Origin of the sequence: Candidatus Neomicrothrix sp., from assembly GCF_035329545.1 — a bacterium.
Taxonomy (GTDB): Bacteria; Actinomycetota; Acidimicrobiia; order Acidimicrobiales; family Microtrichaceae; genus Microthrix; species Microthrix subdominans.
The window spans coordinates 1-17139 of the sequence record NZ_DAOLGP010000032.1 but is presented as its reverse complement, the minus strand read 5'-3'; the positions used below and the strand labels follow the sequence as shown (position 1 = coordinate 17139).

Here is a 17139-nt window from a genome sequence, read left to right as displayed (position 1 = left end):
CCTGGCAAACTGGTCGATCGCCATGGATGACACCCCGCGCCTGCGGCTTTCGATTGTGGGAATCGTGTGTATTTCCCTCTTCGCGTCGCTGACGGCGCGCCTCTGGTACCTCCAGGTGCTCAACCGCGAGGAGTTCGCCACCACCGGCGAGGTCAGCCGCCTGCGGACGGTGAAGCAGCAGGGGCCCCGGGGACGCATTCTCGACCGCAACGGCAAGATCCTGGTCGACAACCGGCTGTCGGTCGTTGTCGGCATGGTGCGCGACGATGTCAACTCCCTGAGCGAATTGGAGCGCAACGACCTGTACGGCGCGCTGGCCGACAAGTTCAACCGCTACGACCTCGAGGCGCTGAAGCGTTCCGACATCGCCGACCGGGTGAACGATCAACGGTATGCGCCCCTGGATTTCATCCCGCTGTACCAGGACGCACCCCCGGAGATGGAGCTGTTCTTCGCCGAACACCGCGAGGAGTACCCCGGTGTGCGCGTGCGACGCGAGACGGTGCGCACCTACCCGTACGGCCACGTCGCGTCGAACATCCTCGGCTACATCGGTCAGGTCGACGAGGCGGAACTCGACAACGAGGCGCTCGTCGGCGCGGCAGCCAAGGTGGGCAAGCCTTACGAACCGGGCGACGAGGTTGGCAAGGGCGGGGTTGAGCAGTCGATGGAGGCCGAGCTGCGCGGCACGCCCGGCAGCACGACGGTGGAGGTGTCGCGCACCGGCGAGGTGGTGCAGGTGCGCGACGAGACGCCTCCCGAGGTGGGGTCGGACATCTGGCTCAACATCGATGTCGATGCCCAGGCGTGGGCCGAGCACGTGTTGAAGCAGCACATGTCGGACGTGCGGGGCAAGCGCGACAAGGACGGCCGGATGTACCGCGCCCCCGAGGGAGCGGCGTCGATCATTTCCCCCCACGACGGCTCGATCTTGGCGTTGGCCTCGGTACCCACCTACGACCCCAGCGCGCTGGTGGGCGGCATCTCCACCGATGTGTGGGAGGAGCTGAACGATCCCCAGAACGGCTATCCGCTCAACAACTGGGCGGTCAGCGGGCAGTTTCCCCCGGGGTCGACCTTCAAGTTGGTCACGCTGTACGCAGCGCTGGAGAACGGTCTGTTCGGGCCGGGTAACCCGACCGGCTTCGAGGACAGTACCGGCAGGTACACGATCGCCGACTGCAACGGTCCGGGCTGCACCCGGCAGAACGCGGGTGGAACGGCACTGGGCTTCGCCGACCCCCAGACGTCGCTGACGATCAGCTCCGACGTCTTTTACTACTGGCTGGCCGACCGCATGTGGCAGGGCCGGGGCCTGCTGGGCGAGACCCCGATCCAGGACGCCGGCACCAAGTTCGGCCTGGGGGACACGACCGGCATTGCGCTGGCGGGTGAGCAGACCGGCCGGCTGCCGACGCCCGAGCTGTTCCGCGAGCGCTACGACGCCGCCGAGAAGGACCTGGGGCCCGACGAGGAGAATCCCTGGGGACGGCGCAACTGGACCGCCGGTGACAACGTCAACATGTCGATCGGCCAGGGCGAGGTGCTGGTCACCCCGCTCCAGCTGTCCAACGCCTATGCCACCATCGCCAACGGCGGCCGGCACTACAAGCCGTTGCTCGTGCAGAAGGTGACCATCCCAACCGACGCCAACACCGCCCCCAAGCCGGACAGCCCGGTGAAAGCCCAGGAGGTGTTCAACCCGGTGCTGAAGGACCTGGTGCCCTTCAGCGAGGATCACCTGCAGACGATGCAGGCCGGCTTCGAAGGCGTGATCAACAACGGTCGCGGCACGGCCAACAAGATGTGGGAGCAGTACGGCGGGCTGCCCGGCCGTTGGTCGGCCAAGACCGGTACGTCCGAGGCGGGCACCAAGTCCAATCCGAAGGCCGACGGATCGGTCTTCGCCATGTACGGGCCGATCGACGCTCCGTTCGGGCCCAACTACTCGATCTCGGTGATCATCCCCGAGTCGGGCTTCGGCGGCGACACCGCCGGCCCCACCGCAGTGCGGATCATGCGGCCAATCGTCGACGGCAACCTCCCACCGGCGCCGCTGGTCGGCGAGGATCGCACGTTGCCGGACGTTCCCCCGTTGGACGTCAAGTGATGAGGTGCACAGTGTTGGAACGTCCGGTGGTCAGGTGTTCACGGATCGGGAACGTGGGATGAGCCTGCAGTCGGACTATCGCCGCCCGGCGCTGCAACCGTTGTCGGTTCGCACCCGCGACATGACCGCTGCGTGGCGCCACGTCGACTGGGTGATCGTGGCGGTCGTCAGCGCGCTGACCCTGATCGGTTTCGCGCTGGTCCACTCGGCCAGCCGCCAGTTCGAGACCGGATCGATGCTGCCCCGTCAGCTGGTGTTCGCCCTGATGTCGGTCGGCGTCATGGCAGCGGTCGCCGCCATCGACTACCGCCGGATCATCGCCAAGGCTCAGTGGGTGTACCTGGGTTCACTGCTCCTGTTGGTTGCGGTGCTGGTGCCGGGCGTGTCCAAAACGGTCAACGGCACCCAGGGCTGGTTCGACCTGGGCGTGTTCTCCTTCCAGCCGGCCGAGACCGCCAAGCTGGCCACGATCGTGATGCTGGCCGCCTTGTTGGGCGGGGACCGCATTGCCAGCCGGCCTCTCCGGCTGGTCGCCTCGCTGGCCCTGGTCGGCCTTCCGGTGGGGATGGTGATGGTGCAGCCCGACCTGGGGTCCGCACTGGTCTTCGTCTTCATCGGGGCCGGCGTGATGTTCGTCGGTGGCATTCGCGGGCGGTACCTGGTGGCGCTCGCCGCCATCGCCGTGCTCGGTGTCGTCGGCATCCTCAACTCGGGTGCGCTCGACGACTACCAGCAGGACCGCCTCACCACGTTCGTACAGGAGCGCTGCCCGGGCAACGAGGACGCCTGTTACAACGTTCGTCAAGCGGAGATCGCCGTGTCGTCGGGTGGCCTCACCGGCTACGGGTACGGCCGGGGCCCGCAGACCACCGGGCGCTTCGTTCCCGAACAGCAGACCGACTTCATCTTCACCGTCGCCGGCGAAGAGTTCGGCTTCGCCGGTTCGGCCCTGATCATCGGTCTGTTCGCCGTGCTGATCTGGCGGATGTGGTACGCCGCCATGGTGGCGCCCGACCCTCAAGGACGCCTGATCTGCGTGGGGGTGATGGTGATGTGCATGTTCCACCTGTTCGAGAACATCGGCATGTCGATCGGCATGATGCCGGTCACCGGCATTCCGCTGCCGTTCATCAGCTACGGCGGTTCGTCGTTGATCACGATGTTCGCCGCCGTCGGTCTGGTGCTCAACGTGCAGATGCGCCAGTGGGACGTCGCGTAGCCGGGCCAGCGTGCCCGTCCCCGGTCCGGGCCCACCACCCGGCCCGGCTCCGGTAGATTGACTGGATCATGTCGTCGATCTGGAGTTCCCTCGAACCCCTGCTAGAGCGGGTGCAGCGCCCGGCTCGCTATATCGGCATGGAGGACGGGGCGATCGTTCCCGACCCCGAGGCGGGACGCGACGACGACACGGTCGCCTGGCTGCTCGTCTACCCGGACAGCTACGAGATCGGGCTGCCCAACCAGGGCCTGCAAATCCTGTGCGAGATCCTCAACGAACGCGACGATGCCGTCGCCGAACGCGCCTATGCGCCCTGGGTCGACCTCGAGGCCGAGCTGCGCGCCGCCGGGCTGCCGCTGTTTTCGGTCGGCAACCATCGGCCGGCCGTCGAGTTCGACGTCGTGGCCTTCAACCTGTCGGCCGAGCTCACCTTTACCAACGTGTTGAACTGCATCGACCTGGCCGGCGTGCCGCTTCGCTCGGCGGACCGCACCGGCGATCACCCGCTCGTCGGCGCCGGGGGCCACTGCACGACCAACCCCGAGCCGCTGGCCGACTTCCTCGACTTTGTCGTGCTCGGCGACGGCGAGGAGGCGGTGGGGGAGCTCACCGAGGTGATCGCGTGCTCGAAGCGGGCCGGCGTCGCCGACCGCCAGGAGCTGCTCGAAGCGCTGGCCGAGGTCGAGGGCGTGTACGTGCCGTCGCTGTACGAGCCGGTGTACTCGGGTAGCGGCGATCTGATCGAGACGGTGGCCATCGCCGCCTCGGCGCCCGACGTCGTCGAGAAACGCACGGTGGCCGACCTGGCCGAGTGGCCCTACCCGCGCAACCAGCTCGTGCCGCTGACCGAGGTGGTCCACGATCGCCTCAACGTCGAGGTGTTCCGCGGCTGCACCAGGGGTTGCCGGTTCTGTCAGGCGGGGATGATCACCCGTCCGGTGCGCGAGCGGCCCGCCGAGCAGGTCGCCTCGATGATCTCGAACGGGCTGGCCCGCACCGGCTACGACGAGGTGGCGTTGACGTCGCTGTCAACCGCCGATTTCTCGGGTATCGAGCCGGTGGTTCAGGCCATCGTGTCCGACCCGATCTCGGCGGGACAGGTGTCGGTGTCGCTCCCCAGCCTCCGGGTGGACGCCTTCACCGTCGGTCTGGCCACCTCGATCCGCCAGGGCCGCCGCACCGGGCTGACCTTCGCCCCCGAGGCCGGCACGTGGCGGATGCGCCAGATCATCAACAAACTCATCCGGGAAGAGGACCTCTACGACGCGGTCGAAGCGGCCTACTCGGAGGGCTGGCGGCGCATGAAGCTGTACTTCCTCACCGGGCTGCCGTCGGAGACCGACGAGGACACGCTGGGCATCGCCAAACTGGCCCGGCGCTGCGTCGAGATCGGAAAGAAGTATCACAAGTTCCCGTCGGTGACCGTGTCGGTGGGTGGGTTCGTGCCCAAGGCCAACACCCCGTTCCAGTGGTTCGGACAGAACACGGTCACCGAGCTCCAGCGCAAGATCTACCTGCTGCGCGACGAGCTACGTCGCGATCACGGGGTGCAGCTGAAGTGGCACGACCCCAAGACCACGTTGATCGAGGGCGTGCTCAGCCGCGGCGACCGCCGCCTCGGAGCGGTGCTCGAGTCGGTGTGGCGCGACGGAGGCACGTTCCAGGAGTGGAGCGAGTACTTCGAGCTCGACCGCTGGGAACGCGCCCTGGCCGAGGCCGAGCTCAGCCCCGAGTACTACGCCAACCGCCACCGCGACACCGACGAAACGCTGCCGTGGGATCACCTGTCGGCCGGCCTCCACAAGGACTTCCTGGCCCAGGACTGGGCCGATGCGCTGGCCGAAGTGGGCCTTCCCGACTGTCGCTGGACGCCGTGTTACGACTGCGGCGCGTGCACCGGGTACGGCGTCGAGCACGTGGTGGCCTCGGCGGTTCCGCCGGCCGGCGGCAGCCAGGGCACCGGCCAGAACGTCACCTCGGACCTGGGTGCCGTGCCCGTGCGCCTGGGCACGCCGGTCCGGGCGGGCGTCGGGGTCAGCTCATGAGGGTGCGGATCCGCTATACGGTCACCGGCAAGATCCGGTTCCTGGGCCACCGAGATGTGGCGCGGGCCTGGGAGCGGGCCCTGCGCCGTGCCGGTCAGCCGGTGGCCTACTCGGAAGGTTTCTCGCCCCGGCCCAAGCTGCACTTCGGGTTGGCGCTGTCGGTGGGGCACGAATCGCTCGCCGAGTACGTCGACGTCGACTTCTCCGGGCCGGTCGACACCGCCAAGCTGCCGCCCGAACTGTCGAACCACCTCCCCGAGGGGATCGACGCCGTCGCCGCCGTGGCGGTGCAGCGCTCCGACGGCTCATTGCAGGCGATCGTCGACGCCTGCACCTGGCACCTGCGCAGCATCGACGTCGACACCCAGGCCGCGGCTGACCGTGCGGCCGAACTGTTGGCTGCGCCGGCGTTGCCGGCGACGGTCAGCCGCAAGGGCAAGGACGTCGATTGGGATCTTCGCCCGATCATCCGCAGCATCGACGTCACCCCCGACAACGGCGCAACCCTGCTCGTTATCGAGCTGGCCACCGCGCCCCGCGGCATCCGGATTCCCGAACTGTTGGCGGCCTTCAAGCCGCTGACGTTCTCGGCCCGGGTGACGCGTATCAACCAATGGACGACCACCGAGGGGAGCCGCACCGAACCGGTGCCGATGCCCCCTCGAGTGAGCCACGCCTTGAGGCGTGCGTCATGAGAGGACTCCACCATGGCCGAAGAAGGCCCCACGACATCACCCGCCCCCCGCCGCAAGCCACAGATCGGGGACTCGATCCCGGCCAAGGTGGTCGCTGAACGAAGCCCCGGCGGTGCCGAGCCGCCCTCCGAGGGAGGATCGGGTGAGGCCAACAAGTCGCCGAACCGGCGACGGCGCCCACGCAACTCGGGCACGGGTGGCGCTCACAACCAGCCCTCGGACGCGCCGGCTGCTGAGTCCGGTGGCCAGGATTCCGCATCCCAGGTGTCCGATGACGGCGCGTCAGGGTCGGGCTCCGGCAGCTCGGGTGCTCCCAAGCGTCGGCGCCGCCGTCGGGGCGGTAAGGGCAAGGGCGGCGGCGGAGGCCCCAGCGCCACGCCGATCGAGGCGGTGCTCACCGACGACGGCGATCCGATCGAGCTCGACGAGGCGACGCTGGCCAGCCGCCGGGGTCGCCACCGCAACGGACAGGCCGTCGGCCGGTTCCAAATGAACATCCACGTCACGGCCGAGGCCACCCACGTCGCCGTGATGGAGGGTCGTCAGCTGATCGAGCATTACGTCTCCCGCAAGGCCGACGACGCCTCCCAGATCCACGGCAACATCTACATGGGCCGCGTCGAGAACGTGTTGCCCGGCATGGAGGCGGCGTTTGTCGACATCTCCACGCCCAAGAACGCCGTGGTCTATCGCAGCGACGTCATCGTGCCCGAGGGCCAGAACAAGCGCTCGGCACGCATCGAAGAGGTGCTCAAGGCCCGGCAGCTCATCCTGTGCCAGGTGACGAAGAACCCGATCGCCCACAAGGGTGCCCGCCTCACACAGGAGGTCTCGCTGCCCGGCCGATTCGTCGTGCTCGTGCCGAACTCGACCACCTATGGCATTTCGAAGCGCCTGCCCGACGATGAGCGCAAACGCCTGCGCAAGATCCTCGACAAGGCGAAGCCCAAGCAACACGGCGTGATCGTGCGCACCGCCGCTCAGAACATCACCGCCGAGGAGATTCAGCGCGACGTGGCTCGGCTGTTGCGGCAGTGGGACCAGATCGAAGCGCTGGCCAAGTCCCAGACCAAGCCCGGGCTGCTCTACCGCGAGCCCGACGTTGCCACCCGGATCGTGCGGGAGGAGTTCAACGCCGATCACCGTTCCGTGGTCGTCGACGATCGCAAGCTCTTCGAAGAGCTCTCCGAGTACGTCACCTCGGTGTCGCCGGCGCTCGCCGACCGCATCGAGCACTATGACCCGGCTGCGGAGGGGCTGTCGCTCTTCGAGCGCCATCACGTGTACGAGCAACTCCACAAGGCACTCGACCGCAAGGTGTGGCTGCCGTCCGGCGGGTCGCTGATCATCGAGGGCACCGAGGCACTCACGGTCATCGACGTCAACACCGGCCGCAACGTCGGCAAGTCCTCGCTCGAGGAGACCGTCTTTCGCAACAACCTGGAGGCCGCCGAGGAGGTGGCCCGCCAGCTGCGCCTGCGCGACATCGGCGGCATCATCGTCATCGACTTCGTCGACATGGACGTCAAGAAGCACCGCGACGAGGTGCTGAAGATCTTTAAGGCCGCCCTGGCCCGGGACAAGACCCGAACGCACGTGGCGCCCATCTCCGATCTGGGTCTGGTCGAGATGACCAGGAAGCGGATCGGGGAGGGGTTGTTGGAGAGCTTCGCCGACCGCTGTGCCTCCTGTGAAGGACGGGGCATGACGTTGCCCGAGGAGTTGCTGGGCTGAGGCCCGTATCGACGGCGGGTCTCGGGCTGAAGGGGGCCACCCGTCAGGCTGTACCATGACGCCTCGCACGTCCGGGGCGGCTTCGGCCCTCCTGCAACGAGCATTCGACCCCGACGTGACGGTTTGGGTGAGGGAACGCTACGATCGGCAAACTATGTATGCAGTCATCAAGACCGGCGGTAAGCAGTACCGCGTTGAAGAGGGCCAACGGCTCAACGTCGAGCGTCTCAACGACGACTCCGAGGACCTGTCCCTGACCCCGGTCATGGTGGTCGACGGCGACACCGTGCTGGCAACGCCGGAGCAACTCGGTGGCGCCAGCGTGTCGGCCCGGGTGGTCGGCGAGGGTCGCGGCAAAAAGATCGACGGCTTCACGTACAAGAACAAGAGCAACAACCGGCGTCGCTATGGGCACCGGCAGAGCTTCTCGACCATCGAAATCGTCGGCATCAGCCGCTGAAGCACGGAGGGCATAGATGTCAAAGACCAAGGGCGGCGGTTCTACTCGGAACGGTCGTGATTCAAACAGTCAGCGCCTCGGCATCAAGGTGTATGCCGGCACAGAGGTGACCGCAGGATCAATCATCGTGCGTCAGCGCGGTACCCGTATTCACGCCGGTAACAACGTCGGTCGCGGCAAGGACGACACGTTGTTCGCCCTCGCCGACGGCATGGTGAGCTTCGACCAGCGGCGCAACCGCAAAATGGTCGACATCGTCGCTCCCGAGTAGCGGACAACACAACGGGTCGCACGGCCCGGTGACAACCGAACACGACCACAGCCACACTTACGGGTGTGGCTGTGGTCGTCGTGCGTCGTGTGTCATCGAAGTGGCCCCAGCCCGTGTGCGGCGTGCGTCGATGCGCTGCGGCCGCTGGCGGCGGGCGAACTGTGCCCTCCGCCCGATGGGCTCGACGGCGCCGCCGCGCTGTGCCGCTACGAGGGGGTAGCCACCACCCTGATCACGTCGCTGAAGTACGGCCGCCATCGCGATGCGGTGCGGTCCTTGGGGGCGGCCCTGGCGGTGATGGGCGGCACGTGGCTGGACGGAGCCACGGTGTGCTGGGTGCCCGCAGCCCCGGCGAACCGTGCCGAGCGCGGCTTCGATCAGGCCGAGCTGCTGGCACAGGCGGCGACCGCGGCGGCGCGACGGATGGCGATCCCGTCAGCCGGCACGGCCCGACTGCTGCGCCGTGACCCGGCCCCGGTGAGCGGCGGCCCCCACGGGCAGACCGGACGCTCGCGAGCGCAGCGCCTGACGGGCCCCGTGCTGCGCCCCACCGGCCCGTCGCCCGTCCGGGTGGTCGTCATCGACGACGTCACGACGACCGGTTCGAGCCTGTCCCGGGCTGCGATGGCGCTTCGTGGCGCCGGGGCCCGGTCGGTGCACGCCCTCTGCGTCGCAGCGACCCCCTACCACCCACCACCGCATCGGTAGACTCGTCCACGTTATGGGCTTCCTAGACAAAATTCTTCGGGCCGGTGAGGGACGCAAAGTCCGCGCCCTCTCCGACCTCGTCCCAGAAATCGGCGCGCTCGAGCCGGAGATGGAAACGCTCTCCGATGGCGACCTGAGCGGCCGCACCACCGATTTCCGCAACCGTCTCGACAACGGGGAGGAGCTGGACACGTTGGTGATCGAGGCTTTCGCCGTCGTTCGTGAAACCGCCAAGCGGGTGATCGGTCAACGGCACTACGACGTGCAGCTGATGGGCGGCGCAGCGCTTCACTTCGGCTGGATCGCCGAGATGAAGACCGGTGAGGGAAAAACCCTGGTCTCGACGCTGCCGGTGTATCTCAACGGGCTGACCGGCAAGGGCGTTCACGTCGTCACGGTCAACGAGTACCTGGCCAAGCGCGACGCGGAGTGGATGGGCCAGGTCCACGGCTTTCTCGGCCTGGACATCGGCATGGTGCTACCCAACCAGAACGACCCGGTGTTCAAGCGCTCCCAGTACGCGTGTGACATCACCTACGGCACCAACAACGAGTTCGGCTTCGACTACCTGCGCGACAACATGTCGCTGTCCCGTGGCGAACAGGTGCAGCGGGGCTTCAACTACTGCATCGTCGACGAGGTCGACTCGATCCTGATCGACGAGGCGCGTACGCCGCTGATCATCTCGGGCCAGGTCACCGATGCGGCCAAGCTGTACTACCGCTTTGCTGCGGTGGTCCGGGCGCTGAAGCGCGACGTCGACTACGAGGTCGACGAGGAGAAGCGTCAGGTGGCGCCCCTCGAGCCGGGCATCGAGAAGGTGGAGAAGGCGCTCGGCGTCGAGAACCTCTACGACGACCCGACCGCCAACTTCGTGCATCAGCTCACCGTGGCCCTCAAGGCCAAGGAGCTGTACCAGCGCGACAAGGACTACCTGGTCGGCCAGGGTCAGGTGAAGATCGTTGACGAGTTCACCGGCCGCGTGCTTGAAGGCCGCCGCTGGTCGGAGGGCCTGCACCAGGCGGTCGAGGCCAAGGAGGGGGTGCGGATCAAGGAAGAGAACCAGACCCTGGCCACCGTCACGCTGCAGAACTACTTCCGCATGTACGAGAAGTTGGCCGGCATGACCGGCACGGCGGTGACCGAGGCCGCCGAGTTCATGAGCACCTACGGCATGCAGGTGGTCCCGATCCCCACCAACAAGCCGCTGGCCCGCAAGGACGAGGGCGATCTGATCTTCCGCGGGGAGATGGGCAAGTTCTCGGCGGTTGCCGACGACATCGAAGAGCGCATCGCCACCGGGCAGCCGGTGCTGGTGGGCACGGTCTCGGTCGAGAAGTCCGAGGTGCTGTCGCGCGAGCTTCAGAAGCGCGGGATCGCCCACGAGGTGCTCAACGCCAAGCAGCACACCCGTGAGGCCGAAGTGGTGGCCCAGGCCGGTCGCATCGGCGGGGTCACCGTCGCCACCAACATGGCCGGTCGAGGAGTGGACATCATCCTGGGCGGCAACCCGGAAGGCTTGGCCGAGCGTGACCTTGCCGGCGAGGACATCGATCCCGAGAGCGAGGAGGGACTGGCCTTCCTCGATGAACGACGGGCCCATTGGGCCGCCGAGGTCAAGGCCGAAGGCGACAAGGTGCGCGAGCTCGGCGGCCTGTACGTGCTGGGTACCGAACGCCACGAGAGCCGTCGGATCGATAACCAGCTGCGGGGCCGGGCCGGTCGCCAGGGTGACCCGGGTGAAAGCCGCTTCTATCTGTCCCTCGAGGACGAGCTGATGCGGATCTTCGCCACCGGGGCCATCCAGTTCGTGATGGGCAAGGACTGGCCCGAGGACGTGCCGATCGAGGCCAAGATGGTCACCAAGGCGATCGAGCGGGCACAGAACACCGTCGAGACGCGCAACGGTGAGATCCGCAAGAACGTGCTGAAGTACGACGAGGTGATGAACGAGCAGCGGAAGGTGATCTACCGTCGCCGGGACGAGGTGCTCGACGGTCTCGACCTGCGTGAAGAGGCCCTCGAGGCGTTGGCCGTCGCGCTCGACTCCACCATCCGCACCTACTGCGTGTCGGAGTTCTCCGAGGAATGGGACCTCAAGGGCCTGTTGTCAGAGATCGGCACCTTCTGGCCGACCGAGCTGACCGAGGCGACCCTCGACGAGGCGGTGTCGACCGACGAGCTGTACGACCTGCTGATGGGCGAGGCCAACGCCCAGTACCTGGCGCGGGAGGAAACCCTGGGCGAGGAGACGATGCGCGACATCGAGCGCCAGGTGATGCTGCGGATCATCGACGGGCGCTGGCGCGACCATCTTCGCGAGATGGACTACCTCGAGGACGGCATCGGCCTGCGGGCGATGGGCCAGCGCGACCCACTCACCGAGTGGCAGCGCGAGGGCTACGGCATGTTCGAGCAGTTGATCCATACGATCGCCCAGGAGTTCGTCAAGTACCTGATGCACGTCAACGTGGTGCGCGACGAGGTGCCGGAGGCTCAAGTGGGCAACATCGTCACCCAGGGCCCGACCGACCCCAGCGATGACTCGGGGACGCCGGCGATGGCGCTCATGGGGGGCGGCCAGGAGGAGGCGGACTCCGGCGACGGCGCCCAGGCCGCACCTGCGGAGCCGGAGGCTGCGCAGCCGGTGGTGAAGAGCGACTGGGACAAGACCCCGCGCAACGCGCCGTGCCCCTGCGGCAGCGGGAAGAAGTTTAAGAAGTGTCACGGCGCCCCCGCTGGAGCCCAGTGATCGGCGACCCAGCGGGCGGCGCGGCGAGTTCGGGAGCGGTGTAGATGCAGGATTTCACCGATGCACTGCGGCGCCTCGCCGGAGAGCGCGACGAGGCGGCCGAGTACCTGCGGGTCGAGCAGCTTCGTCGACGCCTACCCCAGCTGGAGGTGGAGTTGGCCCGTCCCGACCTGTGGGACAACGCCGAGGAGGCCCAGGCGATCCAGCGGGAGTTCGCCGGGGCGAGCGATGACGTCCAGCTCTTCGAACGTCTCGACGCTGCGCTCGAGGACCTGATCACCCTGCACGAGCTGGCGCGCGAGGAGGACGACGAGTCGCTGGAACCCGAGATCTCGGCCGGCGTCGAGTCGCTGACCGAGGAGTTCGATCGGCTCGAGCTGCGGGCGCTCTTCACGGGTGACTACGACGAGGGCGATGCCATCGTGGAGCTCAACTCGGGTGCCGGCGGGGTGGATGCCCAGGACTGGACCGAGATGCTGCTGCGCATGTATCAGCGCTGGGTCGAACGCCACGATTTCACGCTGGAACTCCAGGAGGTCTCGGAGGGCACGGAGGCGGGGCTGTCGTCGGCCACCTTCCTGCTGAAGGGTCGCAACGCCTACGGCTGGTTCCACTCCGAGCATGGCGTGCACCGTCTGGTGCGCATCTCACCCTTCGACAACAATGCCCGGCGCCAGACCAGCTTTGCGTCGGTGCGGGTGACCCCGTTCCTCGAGGACGTCGACAAGGAAATGAACATCGACGACAAGGATCTGCGCATCGACGTCTACCGGTCGTCGGGCGCAGGTGGCCAGCACGTCAACACGACCGACTCGGCCGTGCGGATCACCCACCTGCCGACCGGCACGGTGGTGGCGGTGCAGAACGAACGATCGCAGTTCCAGAACAAGGACAAGGCGATGGCGCTGCTGAAGTCGAAGCTGTTGGAGCTCGAACGCCGCAAGCGCCTCGATGCGATCGACGCCCTCTCCGGCGATGGGGCGGCGGTCGACTTCGGCAGCCAGGACCGCAACTACGTCCTCCAGCCCTATCAGCAGGTCAAGGATCTTCGTTCCGGCATGGAGTCCTCCAACCCAGAGGCGGTGCTCGACGGTGACCTGGACGCCTTCATGGAGGCCTGGTTGCGCTGGAACCGCACAGCCAACGCCGGCGCAACAGCATCCTGAGCTCGCCGGCCTGCCGTCAGCACACCGTGGTCCGCCCCGGGTTTCCCGCGATGTCGGGCGATTTCGGACGGGGTGTCACCCGCATGGTGTTGCGGCTTTGTAACATCTTTCAGTCGGCTGGTCACAGAGTGCCTGGTCTGGCGACACATTCCGGCACTGTGGCCCCCGACCATCGCCGATACCCGGTTGTCACAGCCCGGAACCACCTGCCCGAGAGGTTGACTACGTGATCAAGTTTGAAAGCGTCACCAAGGCCTACCGGTCCGACTCGGTGGCGCTGCGCGACGCCAACGTCGACATCAACAAGGGTGAGTTCGTGTTTCTCGTCGGCCCGTCCGGGTCGGGCAAGTCGACGTTTATGCGCCTGGTCAACAAGTCGGAGCGGCCCGAGGAAGGCCGCATCTTCGTGGCGGGCAAGGACATCGGGGAACTGCCCGGGTACAAGGTGCCGTACCTGCGCCGCAACATCGGAGCGGTCTTTCAGGACTTCAAGTTGTTGCCCAACAAAACGGTGTCCGAGAACGTTGCGTTTGCGCTGGAGGCGATCGGCCGGCCGCGCCACGTCGTGCGCACCCAGGTGCCGGCGATCCTGGACCTGGTCGGGTTATCAAAGAAGTCGGAGAACTTCCCTCACGAGTTGTCCGGCGGCGAGCAGCAGCGGGTGTCGATCGCACGGGCGTTCGTCAACCGGCCGCTGATCCTCTTGGCCGACGAGCCGACCGGCAACCTGGACCCGGCGACGTCGGTGGGCATCATGAAGTTGCTCGACCGAATCAACCGCACCGGAACCACGGTGGTGATGGCCACCCACGACCGGGGCATCGTCGACACGATGCGCCGCCGGGTGATCGAGCTCGACCGGGGCCGCATCGTGCGCGACCAGGCCCGCGGCGTGTACGAATGATGCTCACCCCCTCCCACCTGCTCAACCGCGAACCTCAGCGAGGCTGAACCATGGCGATGCGACTCGACTACGTCGTACGCGAGACGACCAACAACCTGCTGCGCAACCTGTTGTTGACGGTTGCCAGCATCATCACGTTCGGGGTGTCGCTGGGCATCCTCGGCGGGGCTCTGCTGTTCGTGGCCGGTGTGGACCACGCTTTCGAGCGTTGGAAGGACGGCGTCGAGTTCATCGTCTACATGCAACCCGGCGCCGACCAGGAGAAGATCGATCAGGTCGAGGGCAAGCTTGCGGCCTCGCCGCAGGTGTCCGACATCACCTTTGTCGACACCGAGAAGACCTTCAAGGAGTTCCAGCAGCTGTTCCGCGACGATCCCGACATCGTCGCGTCGGTCGAGCCGCAGGACCTTCCGCAGTCGTTCCGGGTGACCCCGACCAACCCGCAGTCCAACGTGGTGTCCGAGCTGGGGCAGAGCTTTCAGAACGAGCCCGGCGTGTACAAGGTGGAGTTCGCGCTCGACGCGGTGAAGCAGATGGAAAGCTTCCTGTCGAACCTGTCGACGTTCTTCATCGTGTTGGCGGTCGTGTTGTTGGTCGCCACCGCGCTGTTGATCGTGTTCATGATCCAGACGGCGGTGTTTGCGCGCCGAAGAGAGATAGAAGTGCAACGCCTGGTGGGGGCAACCAACTGGTTCATCAGGATTCCCTTCATCCTCGAGGGGGTGGTGCACGCCCTCATCGGGTGGGCGGCTGCCACCGCCGGCCTGTGGGGGCTCACCTGGGTGTGGCGCACCAGCTTCGTCAACAAGGACGTGCAGTCGTTCTTCGGGGCGATCTGGTGGACCGACGGCAACGTCGCCTGGGTGATGCTGCTTCTGATCGGCGTGGCGTTGGTCGTCGGTGCGATCGGCTCGACGCTGTCGGTCTCCTGGTATCTGAAGACCTAGTTCGCCCCGGTATGGTGGCCCGATGATCGATCGGTACCAGTCGGGTTGGCTTGGACGCTCGCGACGAGCGGTGGTCCTCGGGCTGCTCAGCGTCGTCTTCGGCCTGGTGGCCGTCGGTGGCGGGGCCGCGCCGGCGGGGGCCTCGGGCCACCTGGACGGCCGGGGTTGGTCCTCTGTTCAGTCGGGCGGAGCGCTGCGAGCTCAATTCGGCGAGCGCATCACCGACTACAACTTCGAGGCCGAGCTCACCAAGGACGGCACCGCCAAGGTCACCGAGACGATCGACTACGACTTCGGGACAGCGTCGCGTCACGGCCTGGAACGCTTCATCCAGGTTCGAACCTCACTCAACGCCGATGACCCGATCCTGGATGGTCGGGACAGTTCCGGTCGGTGGGAGCGTGTCACTCCGTTGACCAACCTCTCGGCGAGCAGCCCTACCGGTGCGCCCAGCGACGTGGAAGTGATCCACGAGGACAGCATCGAGCGCATCCGGGTCGGCGACCCCGACAAAACGGTCTCCGGTCCCCAGACCTACGTGCTCCGATACGAGCTGAAGGGCGTGGTCAACGCGTTCGAGGGCTACGAAGAGGTGCCGCTCAACCTGGTGGGGGACCAGTGGCGGGTGCCGATCGACGCCGCCACCGCAACGGTGAAAATGCCGGGCACGATCGACGACATCAACTGCTTCTCCGGTCGGTACGGCGGCACCGAGGGTTGCGACCAGGCCACCTTCTCCGGCGATACGGCCAAGGTCAGCCAGTCCGGCCTGGGCAACGGCCAGGGCGCCACGCTCTACCTGAAGGTGCCCGAGGGGACCTTTTCCAACACCGAGCCCATCCTCGACGAGGTGTGGAGCTTGCAGCGGGCGTTCTCGCTGACCCCAGCCACCGTGGGCGTCGGCGCGCTGCTGAGCGCGCTGGTGGCGGCGGTGGTGGCGCTGTTGGGGTACCGGGTGGGACGCGACCGCACGTTCGTCGGATCGGCGGTCGACCAGAGCTTTGGCAGCGATACCGAGGACGAGCAACGCATGGGGCTTGCCCGTCACGACGGCGTCACGGTGGAGTTCGTTCCCCCCAACCAGATCCTGCCGGGAGCGGCCGGCACGATCATCGACGAGCGGGCCGACAACATCGATGTGTCCGCCACGCTGATCGACCTGGCCGTGCGGGGCTACCTGCGGGTCGAGGACCTGACCGATGGCGACTACCGGCTCGTGCAGCTCAACACCGACCACACCGGCCTGGTTCCCTACGAGACAACCCTGCTGACGTCGGTGTTCGCCTCCGGCAGCGAAACGACCCTGGCGGAACTGAAGTACTCGTTCAGCTCCCGGTTGAAGATCGTGCAGTCGCAGATGTACGACGAGATGGTGTCCCACGGTTGGTATCGCAAGCGCCCCGACCGCACCCGCGCCAGCTGGCTCGGCGTCGGCGTCATGGCGCTGCTGGCGGCGGGGGGCCTGTGGGTGCTGCTCATCGCCTTCACCCGCTGGGCGCTGGTCGGCCTGCCGTTGGTCCTCGGTGCCTTTGCGCTGATGGCGCTGTCGATCAACATGCCGGCCCGGACCGGCAAGGGAACCGCCATGTACCGGCGGGTGCTGGGCTTTCGCGAGATGTTCGCCGCCGGTGAGGGCGACCGTCAGAACTGGGCCGCCGAACAAAACCTCTTTAGCCGCTACCTGCCCTATGCGATGGTGTTCGGCATGACCGAACGGTGGGCCCAGACCTTCGCCCAGCTGAGCGCCGAGGGAGTGGTGCCGTCCGAGCAGATGGGGTGGTGGGTGTCACCGCGGCCCTTCGACTGGATCATCTTCTCCCACAGCCTCAACCACTTCGGTTCCTACGCCGCCGGCACGTTCTCGGCGGTGCAGCGCTCCAGCGCCGGGGGAGCGGGCGGCCTGTCCGGCTTCGGGGGGGGGGGGGTCTCCGGCGGAGGGTTCGGGGGCGGGGGGGGCGGCAGGGGGGTGGCCGGGTTCTACGTGGCGGCCGACGCCGTCGGCCGGTTCACCCCCGCCGGGGAGGGGCGGCTCTTCGACGGTCGCCCTCATGTGTTCCAGCCCGCCATCCGGGCCGATGTGAGCCTCGTCGGCGCATCGGTGGCGGACCGGTTCGGCAACCTGGCCTGG

Annotated in this window: 13 protein-coding genes; all 13 read left to right on the top strand. The window is 67.1% G+C overall.

What is annotated here, in order from left to right:
• Positions 1 to 64 precede the first annotated feature (64 nt).
• Positions 65 to 2110, top strand: coding sequence for a penicillin-binding transpeptidase domain-containing protein (locus PKD89_RS15270; protein ID WP_289011135.1), 2046 nt, complete (start codon positions 65 to 67; stop codon positions 2108 to 2110).
• A 58-nt stretch (positions 2111 to 2168) separates the two neighbouring features.
• Positions 2169 to 3329: a rod shape-determining protein RodA gene (rodA, locus tag PKD89_RS15265; protein WP_287374361.1), complete on the top strand. Its 1161-nt coding sequence runs from the start codon at positions 2169 to 2171 to the stop codon at positions 3327 to 3329.
• A 68-nt stretch (positions 3330 to 3397) separates the two neighbouring features.
• A complete protein-coding gene (locus PKD89_RS15260; protein WP_289011134.1) occupies positions 3398 to 5374 on the top strand; it encodes a TIGR03960 family B12-binding radical SAM protein in 1977 nt (658 codons plus the stop codon).
• Positions 5371 to 6069, top strand: coding sequence for a TIGR03936 family radical SAM-associated protein (locus tag PKD89_RS15255; protein ID WP_287374359.1), 699 nt, complete (start codon positions 5371 to 5373; stop codon positions 6067 to 6069). Before PKD89_RS15260 ends, PKD89_RS15255 begins: the two co-directional genes overlap by 4 nt.
• 12 nt (positions 6070 to 6081) lie before the next feature.
• Complete coding sequence (locus tag PKD89_RS15250; RefSeq protein ID WP_287374358.1) at positions 6082 to 7803, top strand: Rne/Rng family ribonuclease; 1722 nt, start codon at positions 6082 to 6084, stop codon at positions 7801 to 7803.
• Between the two features lie 154 nt (positions 7804 to 7957).
• Positions 7958 to 8263 carry a 50S ribosomal protein L21 gene (gene rplU, locus PKD89_RS15245; protein WP_287374357.1) on the top strand — a complete coding sequence of 102 codons (306 nt, stop codon included), beginning with the start codon at positions 7958 to 7960 and terminating at the stop codon, positions 8261 to 8263.
• A gap of 16 nt (positions 8264 to 8279) precedes the next feature.
• Positions 8280 to 8534 carry a 50S ribosomal protein L27 gene (rpmA, locus tag PKD89_RS15240; RefSeq protein WP_287374356.1) on the top strand — a complete coding sequence of 85 codons (255 nt, stop codon included), beginning with the start codon at positions 8280 to 8282 and terminating at the stop codon, positions 8532 to 8534.
• Positions 8535 to 8621: 87 nt separating this feature from the next.
• Positions 8622 to 9242, top strand: a complete 621-nt coding sequence (locus tag PKD89_RS15235; protein ID WP_289011133.1) for a ComF family protein — start codon at positions 8622 to 8624, stop codon at positions 9240 to 9242.
• 13 nt (positions 9243 to 9255) lie between these two features.
• Positions 9256 to 11994 carry a preprotein translocase subunit SecA gene (secA, locus tag PKD89_RS15230; protein ID WP_287374354.1) on the top strand — a complete coding sequence of 913 codons (2739 nt, stop codon included), beginning with the start codon at positions 9256 to 9258 and terminating at the stop codon, positions 11992 to 11994.
• 44 nt (positions 11995 to 12038) lie between these two features.
• Positions 12039 to 13160 (top strand): peptide chain release factor 2, encoded by a 1122-nt coding sequence (prfB, locus tag PKD89_RS15225; protein WP_289011132.1) that lies wholly within the window; start codon positions 12039 to 12041, stop codon positions 13158 to 13160.
• Between the two features lie 226 nt (positions 13161 to 13386).
• Positions 13387 to 14064, top strand: a complete 678-nt coding sequence (gene ftsE, locus PKD89_RS15220) for a cell division ATP-binding protein FtsE (RefSeq protein WP_287374352.1) — start codon at positions 13387 to 13389, stop codon at positions 14062 to 14064.
• A 50-nt stretch (positions 14065 to 14114) separates the two neighbouring features.
• Positions 14115 to 15011, top strand: a complete 897-nt coding sequence (locus tag PKD89_RS15215; protein ID WP_287374351.1) for a cell division protein FtsX — start codon at positions 14115 to 14117, stop codon at positions 15009 to 15011.
• A gap of 22 nt (positions 15012 to 15033) precedes the next feature.
• Positions 15034 to 17139 (top strand): DUF2207 domain-containing protein (locus tag PKD89_RS15210; RefSeq protein ID WP_324332521.1); only part of this gene is annotated, 2106 nt, incomplete at its 3' end.

Coding starts and splice junctions, on each gene's coding strand:
- prfB (WP_289011132.1), top strand. CDS start 12,039: ATGCAGGATTTCACCGATGCACTGCGGCGCCTCGCCGGAGAGCGCGAC.
- PKD89_RS15250 (WP_287374358.1), top strand. CDS start 6,082: ATGGCCGAAGAAGGCCCCACGACATCACCCGCCCCCCGCCGCAAGCCA.
- secA (WP_287374354.1), top strand. CDS start 9,256: ATGGGCTTCCTAGACAAAATTCTTCGGGCCGGTGAGGGACGCAAAGTC.
- PKD89_RS15215 (WP_287374351.1), top strand. CDS start 14,115: ATGGCGATGCGACTCGACTACGTCGTACGCGAGACGACCAACAACCTG.
- rodA (WP_287374361.1), top strand. CDS start 2,169: ATGAGCCTGCAGTCGGACTATCGCCGCCCGGCGCTGCAACCGTTGTCG.
- PKD89_RS15260 (WP_289011134.1), top strand. CDS start 3,398: ATGTCGTCGATCTGGAGTTCCCTCGAACCCCTGCTAGAGCGGGTGCAG.
- rpmA (WP_287374356.1), top strand. CDS start 8,280: ATGTCAAAGACCAAGGGCGGCGGTTCTACTCGGAACGGTCGTGATTCA.
- rplU (WP_287374357.1), top strand. CDS start 7,958: ATGTATGCAGTCATCAAGACCGGCGGTAAGCAGTACCGCGTTGAAGAG.
- PKD89_RS15255 (WP_287374359.1), top strand. CDS start 5,371: ATGAGGGTGCGGATCCGCTATACGGTCACCGGCAAGATCCGGTTCCTG.